Genomic DNA, 16,903 nt, shown 5'->3' with positions numbered 1-16,903 from the left:
CCCGAAAACTCAACGTGAACCATCGTCCTGCACTGCGGGCGTTGCCTCCTTCTCCATCGCCCCGCGAATACGGGCCAAAGCCTCGTCGATATTCGCGCACACATTGCACTTCTTCAGCTGGCGGTACATCGGCGCATGGCGAATCACCTCCAGCGGCTGCGCCTGCACCCCGCACAGCATCAGGCGGATGCCATGCTCGCGGCACTGCGCGAAAAACCCTTCCAGCACATGCAGCCCCGTCGCATCCAGCACCGGAACCAGCCTCATCCGCAGCACCACGAACGACACATCATGCTCCAGAGACTTCAGCACAATATCCTTGAACTTCTCCACCACCCCGAAAAACAGAGGACCCTGAATATCGAACACCTCCACGCCCTTCGGCACCTCGCGCAAATAAATGCTGCGGGAAGGATCCTCCTCCGGATCCGCGCCCAGCACCTCATCGCTGATCATCGACACTTGGCTGAACTGCGCCATCCGCCCGATAAACAGCAGGGCGGCCAGCACCACGCCCACCTCGACCGCCACCACCAGATCCATCAGCACCGTCAGCACCAGCGTAATCAGCATCACCGCCGCATCGGGGCGCGGCCCCGTCAGCAAATCGCGGCAAAGCTTCAAATCCGCCATATTCCAGCACACCACCGCCAGAATCCCTGCCAGCGCGGCCAGCGGCACCATCGCCGCATACGGCCCCACCGCCATCAGAATCACCAGCAGCGTCACCGCATGCACGATCCCGGAAACGGGAGTCTTCCCCCCGGCCTTGATATTCGTCGCCGTACGGGCAATCGCACCCGTCGCAGGCAAACCGCCGAAACACGCCGACCCGATATTCCCGATCCCCTGTGCAATCAGCTCCGCATTCGGCTTATGGCGAGACCCCGTCATACCGTCCGCCACCGAAGCGCTCAGCAAAGACTCGATCGCCGCCAGCAGCGCAATCACGAAAGCGGGAAGCACCAGCTTCGGCAGCTGCTCCCACTGCATCTCCGGCAGCGCGGGCAGCGGAAGGGAACTCGGCAGCGAGCCGAACTGCGAAGCAATCGTCTGCACCGGCAAATCCCAAATCACCGTCACCGCCGTCGCCGCCAGCATCCCGAACAGCATCGCGGGCAATCGGGGGAAAAACCTCTTCACCAGCAGAATCACCGCCACCGTCAGCGCCGTCAACCCCACCGCCCACGGATTCACCGTCTCCATCGCCCGGAAATAGCACTGCCACTTCGGCACGAAAGCGGAAGGCACGGACTCCCCGAACGACAACCCCAGAATATCCTTCACCTGCGTACAGAAAATCGTAATCGCAATCCCCGTCGTAAACCCCGTCGTCACCGGAAACGGAATAAACCGGATCAGCGCACCCATCCGGAACAAGCCGAACAGCACCAGAAATACCCCTGCCATCAGCGTACTCACGATCAGCCCGCTCATCCCGAACTCGGCCACAATACCCGCGATAATCACCACGAAAGCCCCCGTCGGGCCGCCGATCTGGAACCGGCTCCCGCTGAACAAGGAAATCAGCAACCCCGCCACCACGGCCGTAATCAACCCGGTTGCAGGAGTAATCTCTCGGTACCCGCAGGCAATCGCAAAGGCCATTGCCAAAGGCAACGCCACCACCCCGACCGTCACCCCCGCGCCCAAATCGGCAAACAGAGTCTTACGGTCGTACGTTTTCAGACAGGAAGGCAAAACAGGCTTCAACATAAGCAATTGGAAAAAATGTGAGGGACAAGAATACGCCCTTCCTCCTGTTTGGCAAGAACTATTATACCCCGCACCTCCAAAAACTTGCCAACACGCCCCCGTAATGCTACACTCGCCGGGACATGAACTTCTCCGACAAACTGCGCCAACGCATCGAAAAAACAGGCTCCGCCCTCTGCGTCGGCCTCGACCCCCGCCCGCAGAACGACAACATCGAAGAAATGGGCACATGGCTCCGCCGCGTCGTCGAAGAAACAGCCCCCTACACCGCCGCCTACAAGCCCAACATCGCCTACTTCGAAGCCATGGGCATCCCCGGTCTCATCCTCCTTGAAAAACTCGTCGCGGACATGCCGCGCGACATCCCCATCATCCTCGACGCCAAACGCGGCGACATCGGCGAAACCCAGAAATACTACGCCAAATCCTACTTCGAACGCATGAACGTCGACGCCGTCACCCTCAACCCCTTCATGGGCTACGACACCCTTGAACCCTTCCTCGACCATCCCGGCAAAGGCATCTACCTCCTCGCCGTCACCTCCAACCCCGGCTCCGAAGACATCGAACGCCAGCCCCTCGCGGACGGCCGCCGCGTCTACCAGCTCGTCGGCGACATGATCGAACGCTCCCGCCGCGAAAACCGCGCCACCCACCTCGGCATGGTCGTCGGCCTCACCAATGCGGGCGGCAGCGTACTGGACGACCTCCCCGACGCCCCCCTCCTCATCCCCGGCCTCGGCGCGCAAGGCGGCGACCTCTCCGCCCTCGCCGGAAGCAACCGCACCGCCCCGCCCGTCATCAACGTCTCCCGCGGCATCCTCTACCAGAACCCGGAACTCACCTACGCCCAAAAGGCCGAACAATACGCCGCGCAAATCCGCGCCGCCCTCCGCCCCGGCTCCTGACCCCGGCAGCGAACCCACCCGCACCGCCATGCAGCAATACCTCGACCTCCTTCGCGACGTCCTCGACAACGGCACAGGCCGCGAAGACCGCACCGGCACCGGCACCATCGGAGTCTTCGGCCGGCAGGCCCGCTACGACCTCCGGCAGGGCTTCCCCTGCCTCACCACCAAAAAACTCCACCTCCGCTCCATCATCCACGAACTCCTCTGGTTCATCAAAGGCGACACCAACATCCGCTACCTCAAAGAAAACGGAGTCACCATCTGGGACGAATGGGCGGATGAACACGGAGAACTCGGCCCCGTCTACGGCGCCCAATGGCGCAACTGGCAAACGCCCGGCGGCGAAAGCATCGACCAGATCGCTCGCCTCATCGACGGCCTCCGTAACAACCCATGGTCGCGCCGCCACATCGTCAGCGCGTGGAACGTCGCCGTCGTCGACCAAATGGCGCTCCCCCCCTGCCACACACTCTTCCAGTTCTGCGTCATCCCCGCCGCGAACGAAGGCGAACGCCACGGCCTCGCCCTCCAGCTCTACCAGCGCAGTGCGGACCTCTTCCTCGGCGTCCCCTTCAACATCGCATCCTACGCCCTCCTCCTCATGATGGTCGCACAGGTCTGCGGCTACGAAGCCCGCGAATTCATCCACACCTTCGGCGACCTCCACCTCTACCGCAACCACCTCGACCAGGCCCGCCTCCAGCTCACCCGCACCCCCGGCCCTCTCCCCACCATGCGGTTGAACCCCGCCATCACCGAACTCGACGCCTTCCGCTACGAAGACTTCACCCTCGAACACTACAACCCTGCGCCGGGCATCCCGGCGCCCATCTCCGTCTGAACCGCATGAACCAGCCCCGCCAATACACAGCCGTCGTCGCCATGGACGAAAACCGCGCCATCGGCTACAAGGGAGACCTCCCCTGGCACCTGCCGGAAGACCTCAAAACCTTCAAAAGGCTCACCACCGGACATCCCGTCCTCATGGGCCGCCTCACCTACGACAGCATCGGCAAACCCCTCCCCAACCGCCAAAACATCGTCCTCTCCCGCGACCCCGCCTTCCGACCCGAAGGCGTCACCGTCATCCGCAACCTTGCCGAACTAGACGCCCTCCCCCTCATCGACCCGGAAATCATGGTCATCGGCGGCTCGAAAATCTTCGAACTCATGCTCCCCCTCATGGACAAACTCTGGGTATCCCGCATCCCCGGCACCCACGAAGCGGACACATGGTTCCCCCCCTTCGAACAGGAATACCCCGACAAAAAACTCGAAACCGTCGGAGACGGCTTCGAGCTGTGGCAATACAAACGGGCCTGACCTCTCCCCCTCAGGAAACCTGGGAATCTCCAGCCTTCGCCTCCTCAACGGGCGCAGCGGCAGCAGTCGGCGAAACAACCGGACTCTCCTGCACGGGAGCCGGAGCTACAGCCTGCACGGCAGGAACAGCCGCCTGCTCCTCACCCTTCCTGCTCTCCATCGTCCTCCTCTTCTCCTCGCGCAGCTGGGAATACATCAGGCGCTCCAGAAACGTCGCAATCTGAATCAGCAGAAGCATCACCACGGACACCCCCACCATAAAGGCGGGTTCCAGCAGCAAATTCATCATCTCGCTGAAATCGATACCCGGGCGCAGATCCATGCACACCTGCACGGCCCGGCTCACCCCAGCGATCAAAAACATCGTGGCGACCAAATACCCTAAAACAACGGCAATCAACATAGTTCTCATAACATAACACACCCCTGGGCCAAGTCAACACCCAAGAACGAAAAAAACACAGGGCTCACAGCAACAGCAGCCCCGCCGGATCATCAGCCTCCGGCCACACCCCGTTCGACACCAGAAAGGCATCCCAGCTCGCCATCACCTGCTCGAACACCTGCGGATTCACATTGAAATGCAAAAACGCATGATCCCCGAGCGGGCACGACACATGCATCGCCGCATTCCCGCACCCCTTCCACTCCGCAGCGAACCACTCGCTCAAATGGCAATCCATCAGCGAATCCTGCATCCCGTGCGCCGAAAACAGCGGCGGCAGACAGGGCCGCAGCAAATCCACAGGATTCAGCCCATAGGCAGCCGTCATCTCACGGTCGATCTGCAACCGCGCCGCCTCCGGCGCATTCAAATCCACCACCCCGCGGAAAATCGCCACCGAAGCAGGCATCGGCGGCAAAGGCTCCTTTGAACGGAACACCAGCCAACGCCGCTTCCTCGCCACCGGAGGCATCGCCACATGCAAAGCCATCAGCGCACCGGCATCGCAGCCCGCCACCGACACCGCATGGGGATCCAGCCCCAGCTCCGCCGCATTCTCCCGCACCCACAGCCATGCCTCCTCCGCATCATCCAGCACATCCAGAGCCGACACCTCAAACCGCGCCCGCGTCCGGAACACCGGAAGAAAACACGCCACCCCGCGCCGCGCCAGCACCGTAGCCCACGGCACGAACTCCGCCATACTATCCACCCGCCACATCCCGCCGTGGAAAAACACCATCGACGGCACTGCATCCTCCCTCGAATGGTTCGGAGGGAAAAAAGCATACATCTCCAGCTCCACCCCATCGCCGAACACGCGCCACGTAAACCGCGGCACCTCAGCCAGCAACCTGCCGTAGGCGGACTCGGAACGCACACTGGCGCTTTGCGACGAAAGAGACATGAAAATAACGGACATATCCTGCTATTTTCTTGCCATGAGCGCAAGCCTCATGTAAGTTCTACGCAGGATATGAAGAACCGCACCCTCACCTTGCGACGGCTCCTCGCGTGCACCCTCCCCCTCCTCGGAGGCGGAGCCGCGCTCGCGCAGGCCCCCACCCCACAGACTCCCACCCTGCGGCAGAACTCCGTCCCCACATGGATCGCCGTACCCAACCAGGAACAGGCACGCGACATCGCCGAAACCGTCTACAACACCTGGCGGCAAAGCATGATCAGCAGCAACCTCGCCGCCTGGCAAAGCGCCACCGCGCAATCCCGCCAAGTCAAGGTCAGGAACATGATCGTCTCCCAGAAACGCGAATTCCCCCGCTCCCTCTTCGCGCAGGAAGCCACTCCCCCCGCCCTCGTCAGCCTCCGCTACGTCGGCGCCCTCACCGGAGCCAACGGCTACACCCTCGCCTGCACCTACATCGGCAAAGCCGACCTCGGCATCGGCGGCAAACCCGCCAACACGGCCCTCGTCCTCCTCTTCGTCCACGAAAACGGCAAATGGAAATACGACCAGCTGCGCTTCTTCAACCTCTCGCACCTCCCGCAGGTCGCCGAACGCCTCCGGAAAAAAGACATCGCCGTCCTCAAGGAACAGGACGGCTTCCACCCCTACGAAAAACTCCCCGCCACACCGCCGCCATGCCCCGCGCCGCAATACATCGCCAAAGTCTTCGTCGATGCCCCCGGCCGCGTCGTAGACATGACCATCAACGGCATCTCCCACCACAACTTTGAAGACGTCCGCCTGGCGGAAATCGTCTCCGGCGGCCTCCGCCGCGGCAACAACACCATCAGCTACACCATCCGGGACATCGCCAAACCCGCGGAAGGAGCCAAAACGCCCCCCCTCGCCATCGGCCTCTTCATCATGCCCGAAACAGAAGGCAACAACCCCGGTCGCTGCTTCGAATACATCGTCGGCGACGGCGACCCCACCGTCAGCGGCAACTACACCTTCACCGTCTCGGACGACACCATCCGGGCCATGAACCCGAAAAACTCCAAGGGAGTGCAACCCGCCCCCTTCAGGCCCGTCCCCCTCAAACAAAAACCGGAAGAAGGCAAATAACGCCCACTTCCGCCGAATAAAACACCTTAAAACCCGGAATTGCAAAATTCCGCTTGACAATAACCTCCATATAGAGTAAACATCTCGCCCACACAGTTATGGCTAAGAAAAGCTGGATCGAAAGAAACAAAAAGAAAGAAGCAGTCGTTGCCCGTTATGCCGAGCTGCGCGCACAACTGAAAGCCGAAGGCGACTACGTCGGCCTGAGCATGCTTCCCCGCAACGCTTCCCCCGTCCGTTTGGTAAACCGCTGCGCCTTGACAGGTCGCCGCCATGGTTTCATCCGTCGCTTCAACCTCTCGCGTATCTCCTTCCGCGAATTGGCGAGCTCCGGAATGATTCCCGGCGTCACCAAGTCGAGCTGGTAATGCACCGAATACACCTTTACAAGTTTTAAAGGCGTGGGGTATACTGCATACCTCACGCTTTATTATGCCCATCTACGAATACATATCCGAACACCCCGAAGACCCGGAGCAATCCTGCCCCGTGTGCCGCAAGGTCTTTGAACTTCGCCGGCCCATCGACCGCGAACCGCTGGAAAAATGCCTCATGTGCAAACACCCGGTCCGCAAAGTCATCAGCCGCGTCAACATCCCGGAAATAACCAAACCGCTTTCCGTCACGGACGCCAAGAAAGCGGGCTTCACCGTGCTCGAAAAGCGCGACACCGGCGTCTACGAAAAACTTTAACCCCAACTTGCCACCTCTCCTCACATCATGCACGACGACATCGATCCTCTCAGTATTCTTGCGACCCTCGGGGCCGCATCCAATGACTATCCCGGCTTGGGAGAAATCCTGCTCATTCTCGCAGGCATCATCTTCTTCCTCCTGCTCAACGCCTTCTTCGTGGCGAACGAATTCTCCGCGGTACGCACCCGAGAAAGCCAGCTCATCGACCAGGACACCGACTCGACCAGCACGCGCCGCCGCAAAGGCGATGCCCGCACCATCGCCCGGCACCTCGACACCTACCTCTCCGCCAACCAGGTAGGCATCACCCTCGCCTCCCTCGCCCTCGGCTTCCTCGGCGAACCCCTCGTCGCCAGCCTCGTCGCACCAACCCTCATCAAAATGGGTTGCAACAGCGAAGCGCTCGTTCAGGGCATCTCCCTCTTCCTGGCATACAGCCTCTTCACCTTCGCGCATGTCGTCCTCGGTGAACTCGTACCTAAATCGCTGGCCATTCGCCACCCCCTTTCCACAGCCCTCGCCACTGCACCGTGGCTCCGGCGCTTTGCGAAAATCTTCGGCTTCATCATCAACCTCTTCAACCACACCGCGAACTTCATCCTCCGCAAAGCCTTCGGCATCGACCCCTCGCAGGCTGCCGCCAACCCCCACAGCGCGGATGAAATCGCTCACCTGATCGACGAAAGCGAACGCTCCCAGGCCGTCACGGAAACAGAGGCCGAAATCTCGCAAAACGCCCTCGAACTCAACGACATGTCCGTTAAGGACATCCTCACGCCGCGCAGCAGCATCGACGTCCTCGACATCAACGACAGTTTCGAAACCAACTGGAACCTCGTCCGCACCTCGCGCCACACCCGCTTCCCCCTCGTCAACGGCCACCTCGACGACGTCAAGGGCTGGGTCCACGTCAAAGACCTCCTCAAACTCGTCGGACAGGAACACCCCGACCTCATGAGCGTCTGCCGCGAACTCAAAGTCGTGCCGGACTCCATGAAACTCGACACCCTCCTCACCTTCTTCCTCACCGAACACGTCCACTTCGCCCTCGTCGTCGATGAATACGGCGATGCAGTCGGCGTCGTCTTCCTTGATGACATCCTCGAACAAATCGTCGGCGACGACATTCAGGACGAATTCGACCACGACGAAAACCGCGAATTCGTCCAGGTGGACAAAAACACCTACATTGCCGACGGCGCCATGTCCCTCTACGACCTCGAAGAATACCTCCCCGAGCTTGATCTGGACTGCCCCGGCATCTCCACCCTCAGCGGCTACATCACCAACGAACTCGACCACCTGCCCGAAGAAGGCGAAGAACTCCGCATCGCCGACTTCACCGCCAGCGTCACCGGAACGGACGGACGCCGCGTCACCCAGGTACGCCTCGTTCGCGACCCGGCCGCAGCAAAAGCCGGCTGACCATCCACAGAAAACCTCAAACAAACAACCCCGTTTCGAACATGAAACGGGGTTCTTTCATTTCGGGCGGCACTCCACCCCTCTGCACGCAGCTCTCACACCTGCGGAGGCCTCGCCACCGCTCCGGCATCGTCCGGCCGCCACAAAGCCGCGGCCTTCATCCCGCACACGCGGGCAAACAGCACATCCGGAAACCGGCTCACCGCCGCGTTGAAATGCCCTGCCAGCGTATTGAAATACTCGCGAGCCAAAGCCACGCGATCCTCGGCATCCACCAATCGGCCCGACAACTCCGCAAACACCGCATCCGCCTTCAGCTCCGGGAAAGCCTCCGCCCGCATCCGGAATGCGGCGGCCCCGGCCTGCCCCGCACGCAGCAGCGCCACATCCTCCTGCAACTGCCTCTCATACGCCGCATACCCTTCCACCACCCGCACCAGATCCGGCACCAGAGAATGCCTGCGCTGCAGCTGCACCTCAATCATCGCCCATGCCGCCTGCACCCTGTTCCGCATCCGCACCATCCCCGCATACATCGTCCAGCCCGCCGCACACAGCCACACCAGCATGAAATACGCGGCAAGCTGCACCAGCAAAGCCTTCAACGCACCGGGCGGCACCCCATCCGCCAGCAGAATCGTACCCAGCAGCAGCGCGCAGCCCCCGCCGACCGGATACAGCCATGACTTCCAGCCGGAAGACCTCGCGATCTCATCCTCCGACCGGCACGAAATCAAAAACACATCCTCGGCAAAACCCGCCTTCGCCACCTCCGCCGCCGCACAATCCTTCCGCTCCCGCGCCGTCCCCAGCAAATACAGCCTCTGCCCCTCCGGAATCGCCCGCTCCGTAAACCTTCGCTCATGCGTCGAACCGCTCACGGAACCGCTCGGCCCCTTGCCGTAATACAAAGGATCGCCCATCGAACATTGGCGGGAAAAAACCTGCACCGGCTCCACCTCCGCTCCAGCGGGATGCACCAGCACCGCCCCCGTATCGTCCTGCAAAAAGAAAGACTGCCACGCCTTATCGGAAGCCACCGTCTCCCAGCCCGTATCCACCCGCGTACGCGTACGCACATTCCCCTTGCTATCCGTATACGTCTCCACCCGCACACGCCGCCAGTGCTCCTCCACCGAATACTCGTACCACACGCAGGGAGCCTCCGCAAGAAACGAAGCCAGAGGAGCCTCCGACACCGCATCGCCCTTCATCTCCACCTGCCCCACGAACACACCCTTCGCCTTGCATGTAGGCAACTCCCGCACCAGCCGACGCAGACGCATCGCCTTCACGCCGAACCACACACCCGCCACAGGCAGCCCCACCCAGAGCAGCACCCCGAGCACCACAAACAGAGTATCGGCCGACTCCGCCGCCGACAACGCAAAACCTGCATTGCGCCACACGGCGTCCCACGCCAGCAAAGCGGAATCAGACAACATCACACCCTCCTTTCTCCGGCAGACGCCCCACTCAGAACTCCACCTTCGGAGCCTGGCGGGCAGCTTCATTCTCCACGCGGAACAAATCCGCACGCGTAAAACCGAACATCCCCGCAATCAGCGACGAAGGGAACGTCTCCTGCTTCACGTTGAAACGCATCACCACATCATTGTAAGCCTGCCGGGAAAGCGCGATACCGTCCTCCGTCGAAGACAGCTCCGCCATCAACTGCACCATCTGCCCGTCCGCCTTCAAATCCGGATACGCCTCCGACACCGCAAACAGCCTGCCCAGCGTCGCCCCCAAAGAACCTTCCGCCTGCACCAGCGAACGCATCGCCTCGGCATTCGCCGGATCGGCCGCCGCCGCCTTCGCCGCCTGAGCCGCCGTATTGCGGGCAGCCGTCACCGCCTCCAGCGTCTCGCGCTCGTGCTGCATATAACGCTTTGCCGTCGCCACAAGATTGGGAATCAAATCGTAGCGGCGTTGCAGCTTCACATCGATATTCGCAAAAGAAGACCGCACCTCGTTGCGGAGAGACACCAGCGCATTATACGAACCGATCGCCCAAAAAAGCGCCAGCACCAACACGCCGATCACGACATAAACAGCATAACTATCCATGCCTCCACCATAAACGCCCCGGCACACACTGTCAAGAACAAGCGAACGGCATCATCGTTTCACCGACACCCGGCGCAGCAACGGAGCCGCCAGCGACGTACCGAACCCCACCACCGCAATCAGAGCGAACGACCACCGCAAATTCAACGCCTGAGACACATACCCGATCATCGGCGGCCCCAGCAGAAACCCGAGAAACCCCACTGTGGACACCGCCGCCAGAGCCACGCTCGGAGCCAGCTTGCGGGACAACCCCGCCATACTGTAACAAATCGGCACCACCGACGACGTGCCGAACCCCACCAGCAGGAACCCCAGCGTCGCCATCCACACATTCGGAAACAGCACCGCCAGCAGCAGCCCCGCACCGATCAGCACACCGCTCCCCCGCAGCACGCGGATCGCCCCCAGCCGAGTCACCAGCCCATCCGCCAGAAAACGCCCCGCCGCCATCGTACACATAAAAGCCACATACCCCAGCCGCACCAGCTCCGGCCCCGGCTGCACCACATCCTGAAAAAACACCCCACTCCAATCGAACATCGTCCCCTCGCTCACCATACTACCGAAGGCGAACACCCCCAGCAGCCCCACATACGCATCCATCCTGCGGAACACCCCGCCCCCGCTCCGGGCCACGACAGGAAGCCGCGCATCGCGAGGCAGCAGAAAAGGATAAAAAGCCAGCACCATCAGCAGCCCCACTCCGGAAATCAGGCAGAAATGCTCCAGCGGCGCCACACCCTCCGCCGCCATCCACATACTCGCCAGCCCGCCCGCAAACCCGGCCAAACTCCACAACCCGTGAAACCGCGCCATAATACTCCTGCCATACAGCCTCTCCACGCCCACTCCCTGCGTATTCACCGAAATATTCATCAAATTCGCCGCCACGCCGAAGAAAAACAGCACCGCCCCCAGCCACCAGACCGTCGAAACCAAAGCCAAAGACACCAGCGAAACAGAATACGACACAGCCGCACACAAAAGCATCCGCCGACTGCCGAACCGCGCCACCAGAAACCCGGACAAAGCCATCGCGGACATCTGCCCCACCGGAATCGCCAGCAGCACCGTACCAAGAGCCGCATCATCCAGCTCCATCGAAGCCTTCACATCCGGAATCCGGCTCGCCCAAGTAGCGAACACCAGCCCCTGCAGAAAATAAAATGCACTTGCCGACAACCGGTAAACGCCCTGAGTCGAACGCGGTAACACACCATTCATCACGTGCGCGCGACAATACAGCGGCACGCCTGCACTGTCAAGCGCGAGAAAAGGCGCAGCATGGCATCAAGCCGCCCCGAACCGATCGCATCAGCAGCCTCCCTACTTACTCCTGCGCACCTGCAGCACAGGCAGATACAGACAAGCCGCCAAAGCCAGAGCCAGCGGCATCCAGTCATTCGAAAAACACTGCATCAGCGACGAAGTCACCGCAGGCCCCGCCAGACTCCCCACGGAAAAACTCAACAAAAGAAGCTGATTCATCACCACCAGCTCATCTCGGGCCGCATCGGAACAGCCCCACGCCATTGCAATCGGATACAGGGAAAACCCGGCCGCCCCCAGCACCACGAACGAAGGAGCCAGCAGCCAATCTCCCCCCAGCAGCCCCATACAGGCAGCGGCAATCATCACGGAAAGCCCGCGCAGCACCAAACCGCGCCCGTAACCGTCCGCCAATCGGCCAAGTGGCCACTGCCCTGCCACCCCGGCACCGATCAGCAAAGCCATCCAAAACCCGACATCCGGCACGGACATCCCCTTATGTGCCAGAAAAACGGGCATCAGCGTATACAGCGTCCCAAGCACCACGCCGGAAATGGCACACCCCGCCACGCCCAGCATCGCACTGCGGCGGCGCAGCAAAGGCCCCAGTGCCACACGGACTCCGGCCTCAGCATCCTCCGCTTCCGGCATCCGGGCGACAAACAGAGGAACCATCCCCGCCACACACAGCACGCAAACACCGGGCACCATCACCGCCATCTCGTCATCCAGCACGCCGAGCGCAAGCTGCCCCAGCACCGTACCCACATAATAAACCATCATATAAGCCGCCAGCAGTGAACCGCGCGACTTCACAGACCCCGCGCGCAGCAGCGCACTCTCCACCACCACCCAGATCCACGCGCTCGACACTCCGGACAAAAACCGCAACGCGCCCCACGAACAACCGTCCAGTCCCAGCAGAAGCCCTGCCGACGAAAACGCGCACAGCATACAAGCCGCCTGATAGCACCCGTTGAACCCGAACAACCGGATCAACCGCCCGGCGGACACCGTACCCGCCAACGTACCGCAGAAAAACAGCGCACCCACATAACCCGCAGTCGACGTCGCCACCCCGGCCCCGGACAGCCAAAGCGGCACCATCGTATTCATCACCGCCAAGGCCACCGTCATCAACAGCAGCCCCGCCAGCAAACACGCAATCGAACGGGAAAACGGCAACATACCTCGCAGGGGCGCGGATTGTAGCACCGCACCCGCGGAAGTCAAGCATGGCGAGGCATCACCATGAATCCTTCTCCGGATACAGCGCATTCCACCAATCCGCATCCTCCTTCAGCCACCTGTCGAACCAAGCCAGATGCGACTTGATCCACTGCTTCCTCCGCTTGTAATCCAGAATGAAATGATCCTCTCCCTTGAACGTCACCAGCTCCACAGGCTTCCCCAGCAGCTTCAACGCCGTAAACATCTTCATCGACTCATTTACCGGCACATTCCGGTCTGCATCCCCATGCACCAGCAGAAGCGGAGTATTCATCTTCTCCGCCGCATACAGCGGGCTCTGCTCCACGAACAGCCCATTCTCCGACCACGGCATCGAACCCGCCGCCGCATCCGCATTATACGCATAGCCCCACAAACCGCCGCCCCAATACCCGGAAAGATCGCTGATCCCCGCATGCGACACCGCCGCCGCGAACAAATCCGTCTGCGACTGCAAAAACATCGACATATACCCGCCGTACGACGCGCCGATACAGCCCACATGCGCCGCATCTACAAACGCATGCTCCTCGCAGAACCTCTTCACCCCCTCGATGATATCCTGCGCATTCCGCTTCCCCCAGCCGTTCACATGCAGAGCGGAAAACGCCTGCCCGTACCCGACCGCACCGCTCGGCTGCGGCACATACACCACATACCCCTGCGCCGCATACAGCAAAGCCGGATAATGGGCATTGAACACCTGCTTCGAAGGATTCGTCCCTCCGTAGAAATACGTAATCATCGGATACTTCCGCCCCTCCTCCATACGCGCGGGCAACACATAAAACCCATCGATCCTGCTCCCCTCCGAATTCGTAAACTCCCACTTCTCCACCTTCGGCAGCTCCCACTTCGCCATATGCGCCGCCGCCGGATCCGACACGCAGCGGAACTGCCCGGACGACACATCGCCCACATACAGCCGCGAAGGACTCAGCATCGACTGCCCCAGCGCCGCCATCACGGGGCGGAACCCCTCCCGGCAGCGAGAAACCGAAAACACCCCGGCAGACACATCCGGCACCGCCACCCGGGAAAACGAAACAGAAACAGGATCATACGCATACACCGCATTCACATCCCCCTCGACCACCCCCAGATACACACGCCCGTCCCCGCCCCACACGGCGGAAACCACACTCGGGGCGAACTTGCGCGTAATCGGCTCCGCCTGGCGAGACTCCACATCAAACAAAAACGCCTGCCTGTCGAACCCATTCGCCACATACCCCTCCGGCAAATCGAGCCCCACCCCGCCGAACGCATCGGCATCGCTCACAACCAGCAGCTTCCTGCCATCCGGCGACCACGATGCCGACGACACCGAAAAAGGCACATCCCTCAGCAAAGCCTCGCAAGCCATCGACCGCGGATCCATCACCCACAAATCGTACACCTCATACCTCCGCTTCGAATAATCCACGCGTGACACCGCAAAAAGCACCTTCGAACCGTCCGGAGAAATATCGCACAGCTCCGCATTCCCCACCCCTGCCGTCAGGCGGCGCATCCGCCCCGAATCACGATCCACCAGATACAGGAACGACCTGTCGCGCCACTTCGGATCTCGGTCCGCCATATTCACAAACCTCTTGAAATCCTTCTCCTTCCCCTTCTCCTCGAAACGCTCCGTCACCGTCGCCACCAGAAACGACTCATCCGGTGCCCACGCATACGACACATCCTTGAACGGCACCCCCTCCACCAGCACCTCCTCAGCCCGCTTCTCCACATCGTATGCCTTCAGGGCGCACTCATTCTCCCCCTGCATCGCCGTAAACATCAGCCTCGCCCCGCGGGGCATCCACCGGTAGCGGCGGGCATCGTCCGCCACCATCACCACGGCATCATCCGCCACCCGGCGCACCTCGAACGAAGCCTGCGACTTGCCATCCGGCAACAGCCTCTCCACCCGGGAAAGCACATACTCCCCGTTCGGGGACACGGAACACCACGCCACGCGCGGCGCCTCATTCAACGCCTCGATCGTCACCGGAGCCCGGCCGTACCCATCCGGAAACGCCACATTCACCGCCTGCTTCGACTTTACGGACACGAAATCCGCCTTCACGCTGGGTGCAGTCCAATCCCACGGCATCGAAAGCACCTTCACCACCACCTCGTACCTTCGCCGCTCCCATGCCACCTTCGGACACATCGTCCCAGCCTTTACCCCTGCGGACTGCCTCTCCAGTTTCTCCGCCACCTGCTTCCCATCCACATACACCCGGCAAACCTGCGGACAAGCCACCTCCAGCTTCCCCTCCACAAAAGCGGAAGGCTCCACAAAAAAACGGAACACCCGCACCGTCGGCCAAAACGGGGAAACGCACGGCTCGGCACGCATCCAGCCATCCTCACCGGCGGTCACCCGGCCCGTCCACGGCAGCTTGGCCACATCCCCCAACGGCACGGACAACCGCGCTGCAGCATCATACGCCTTCCCCTTCACGCTATCCACCTCCGAAAACATCGGATCGGGCAGCGGAAGCACCCGCGACACCTGCCCGGAAGGCACGCACCAACGCGACACCTGCTTCTTCTCCACACCCCGGTACTCCCCACACGCCGCAGCGGCACCCTCCCCCTTCGCCTCATCATCCTCCGGCACATCTCCCAACACCCAGCCGCTCATCGGCAACAACGCTAAAAAACAACGGAAAGCCTTCATCTTACAGCCAAGAAATACGAAAGCGCACCGGCAAACCTTGCACCGAACCCGTCCAAAAAGCACAACTGCCACAAAAAAAGCTCTTCCGCCAGCGCGGAAGAGCCCTGAAAAAAGGAAACACACACCTCATTTGCGGCGGCGGCGCATCATCAGTGCAGACAGGCCGAAAAGGCTCAAAGTCGCCGTAGCAGGCTCGGGAATCGTACCGTTGGCCAGCAGCTTCACACTGCCGCCATCCAGAACGAGCCCGTATTGGCCCCGGTCAATCTGCGTGGCATCCGTAAAATACCCTGCGTAGTCCAGGGACTTACCGTGCATATCCGTCACCGACACGCCCGACGCATTCCACACGCCTGAATTTTGGGCCAGATTCGTAGCGGAAAACAGAGTATAGGTAAACGAATCCGCCGTCATTGCCAAATTGCCCGTAAAATTGACCCTTGCTCCCGACTGCATCCAGAAAGATCCCATGGAAAGCTTCGCATCTCCGGAAAAGGAACCGAAATCGTAATTGTATGTACTATTGCTGCTGAAACCGTTGGAACTGCCCCTGATAATGGAATGGGTACCGAGATAAACAGTCTGCCCGCCGGTTGGCCATGTCGCCATGGAAAACGTCACATTATTGCCCAGCCACAGATACTTATACGCACCGGCAGCCGTCACGGTAATAGCCGTATTCGTCTGGGTATAAACCTGCCTGTTATCCTGATAGCTGAACGTATAGCCGATATAGCAATATGCCTGTGCGCCGGGCGTATTGGTTCCCGTATAAGCCACGCTGGTTGCCGTACTCACATCGCTATTGAAATACCAACAGGCCTGTGAAAAATTGCCCGAAGTACCCCCGTGCCCCGGCGTCTCATCCCAGACAAACAAAGACGCGGCATGGGTATAGCTACCCAACAGAAAACCGATTAAAAGAAGAGAGCGTTTCAACATATATAATATAAATTTAGCGCATTAAGTATAACCCGCCAACCCTTCACGTCAAGAAAAAATCGTCACGATCGATTGAAATTATGAATTTTGTAAAACAAAAAAAACACACCACACCTCATTTTCCCCTCACACTCCATACTTTACTGTCATACCTGCCTCGCATATATATC

16 protein-coding genes are annotated in these 16,903 nt (G+C 60.7%); 7 read left to right on the top strand and 9 right to left on the bottom strand.

Going from position 1 to position 16,903, the window contains the following annotated elements:
* Positions 1-9: 9 nt before the first annotated feature.
* Positions 10-1,716 carry a SulP family inorganic anion transporter gene (locus AC781_RS11960; protein WP_067777702.1) on the bottom strand — a complete coding sequence of 569 codons (1,707 nt, stop codon included), beginning with the start codon at positions 1,714-1,716 and terminating at the stop codon, positions 10-12.
* Between the two features lie 122 nt (positions 1,717-1,838).
* Between AC781_RS11960 and pyrF the strand changes: the two genes are divergently transcribed.
* Genes pyrF through AC781_RS11945 form a run of 3 tightly spaced genes read left to right on the top strand, consistent with a single transcriptional unit; the run spans position 1,839 to position 3,950 of the window.
* A complete protein-coding gene (gene pyrF, locus AC781_RS11955; protein WP_067777701.1) occupies positions 1,839-2,624 on the top strand; it encodes an orotidine-5'-phosphate decarboxylase in 786 nt (261 codons plus the stop codon).
* A 28-nt stretch (positions 2,625-2,652) separates the two neighbouring features.
* Entirely contained in the window at positions 2,653-3,468 is an 816-nt protein-coding gene (locus tag AC781_RS11950; protein WP_067777700.1) for a thymidylate synthase, read from the top strand.
* 5 nt (positions 3,469-3,473) lie between these two features.
* Positions 3,474-3,950 (top strand): dihydrofolate reductase, encoded by a 477-nt coding sequence (locus tag AC781_RS11945; RefSeq protein ID WP_067777699.1) that lies wholly within the window; start codon positions 3,474-3,476, stop codon positions 3,948-3,950.
* 10 nt (positions 3,951-3,960) lie between these two features.
* On the opposite strand, the gene AC781_RS11940 is transcribed toward AC781_RS11945, so the two are convergent.
* Together AC781_RS11940 and AC781_RS11935 are read right to left on the bottom strand one after the other, a co-directional pair.
* On the bottom strand, positions 3,961-4,362 hold the full coding sequence (locus AC781_RS11940; protein WP_071133403.1) for a hypothetical protein: 402 nt from the start codon (positions 4,360-4,362) through the stop codon (positions 3,961-3,963).
* 55 nt (positions 4,363-4,417) lie between these two features.
* On the bottom strand, positions 4,418-5,317 hold the full coding sequence (locus AC781_RS11935) for an alpha/beta hydrolase (RefSeq protein ID WP_067777697.1): 900 nt from the start codon (positions 5,315-5,317) through the stop codon (positions 4,418-4,420).
* A 54-nt stretch (positions 5,318-5,371) separates the two neighbouring features.
* Between AC781_RS11935 and AC781_RS11930 the strand changes: the two genes are divergently transcribed.
* The 4 genes from AC781_RS11930 (at position 5,372) to AC781_RS11915 (ending at position 8,545) form a co-directional block, all read left to right on the top strand.
* A complete protein-coding gene (locus AC781_RS11930) occupies positions 5,372-6,424 on the top strand; it encodes a hypothetical protein (RefSeq protein ID WP_067777696.1) in 1,053 nt (350 codons plus the stop codon).
* Positions 6,425-6,522: 98 nt separating this feature from the next.
* Positions 6,523-6,792 (top strand): 30S ribosomal protein S14, encoded by a 270-nt coding sequence (rpsN, locus tag AC781_RS11925; protein ID WP_067777695.1) that lies wholly within the window; start codon positions 6,523-6,525, stop codon positions 6,790-6,792.
* A gap of 64 nt (positions 6,793-6,856) precedes the next feature.
* Positions 6,857-7,117 carry an FmdB family zinc ribbon protein gene (locus AC781_RS11920; RefSeq protein ID WP_067777694.1) on the top strand — a complete coding sequence of 87 codons (261 nt, stop codon included), beginning with the start codon at positions 6,857-6,859 and terminating at the stop codon, positions 7,115-7,117.
* Between the two features lie 27 nt (positions 7,118-7,144).
* Entirely contained in the window at positions 7,145-8,545 is a 1,401-nt protein-coding gene (locus AC781_RS11915) for a hemolysin family protein (RefSeq protein WP_067777693.1), read from the top strand.
* 95 nt (positions 8,546-8,640) lie between these two features.
* On the opposite strand, the gene AC781_RS11910 is transcribed toward AC781_RS11915, so the two are convergent.
* From AC781_RS11910 to AC781_RS11885, 6 genes are all read right to left on the bottom strand, one after another.
* On the bottom strand, positions 8,641-9,990 hold the full coding sequence (locus tag AC781_RS11910; RefSeq protein WP_172801796.1) for a LemA family protein: 1,350 nt from the start codon (positions 9,988-9,990) through the stop codon (positions 8,641-8,643).
* A gap of 31 nt (positions 9,991-10,021) precedes the next feature.
* Entirely contained in the window at positions 10,022-10,615 is a 594-nt protein-coding gene (locus AC781_RS11905) for a LemA family protein (protein ID WP_067777692.1), read from the bottom strand.
* A gap of 51 nt (positions 10,616-10,666) precedes the next feature.
* Positions 10,667-11,842: an MFS transporter gene (locus tag AC781_RS11900; RefSeq protein ID WP_067777691.1), complete on the bottom strand. Its 1,176-nt coding sequence runs from the start codon at positions 11,840-11,842 to the stop codon at positions 10,667-10,669.
* A gap of 102 nt (positions 11,843-11,944) precedes the next feature.
* The gene (locus AC781_RS11895) at positions 11,945-13,075 is read right to left on the bottom strand and encodes an MFS transporter (protein ID WP_067777940.1); all 1,131 of its coding nucleotides are present in this window, start codon (positions 13,073-13,075) and stop codon (positions 11,945-11,947) included.
* Positions 13,076-13,133: 58 nt separating this feature from the next.
* The gene (locus AC781_RS11890; RefSeq protein WP_067777690.1) at positions 13,134-15,791 is read right to left on the bottom strand and encodes a S9 family peptidase; all 2,658 of its coding nucleotides are present in this window, start codon (positions 15,789-15,791) and stop codon (positions 13,134-13,136) included.
* Between the two features lie 126 nt (positions 15,792-15,917).
* Entirely contained in the window at positions 15,918-16,733 is an 816-nt protein-coding gene (locus AC781_RS11885) for a PEP-CTERM sorting domain-containing protein (protein WP_141675701.1), read from the bottom strand.
* Positions 16,734-16,903: the final 170 nt, after the last annotated feature.

The organism is Neoakkermansia glycaniphila (assembly GCF_001683795.1).
In the GTDB taxonomy this organism is placed as follows: Bacteria; Verrucomicrobiota; Verrucomicrobiia; order Verrucomicrobiales; family Akkermansiaceae; genus Akkermansia; species Akkermansia glycaniphila.
The sequence above is the reverse complement of the archived record's forward strand: the minus strand, read 5'-3'. Positions and strand labels throughout refer to the sequence as shown.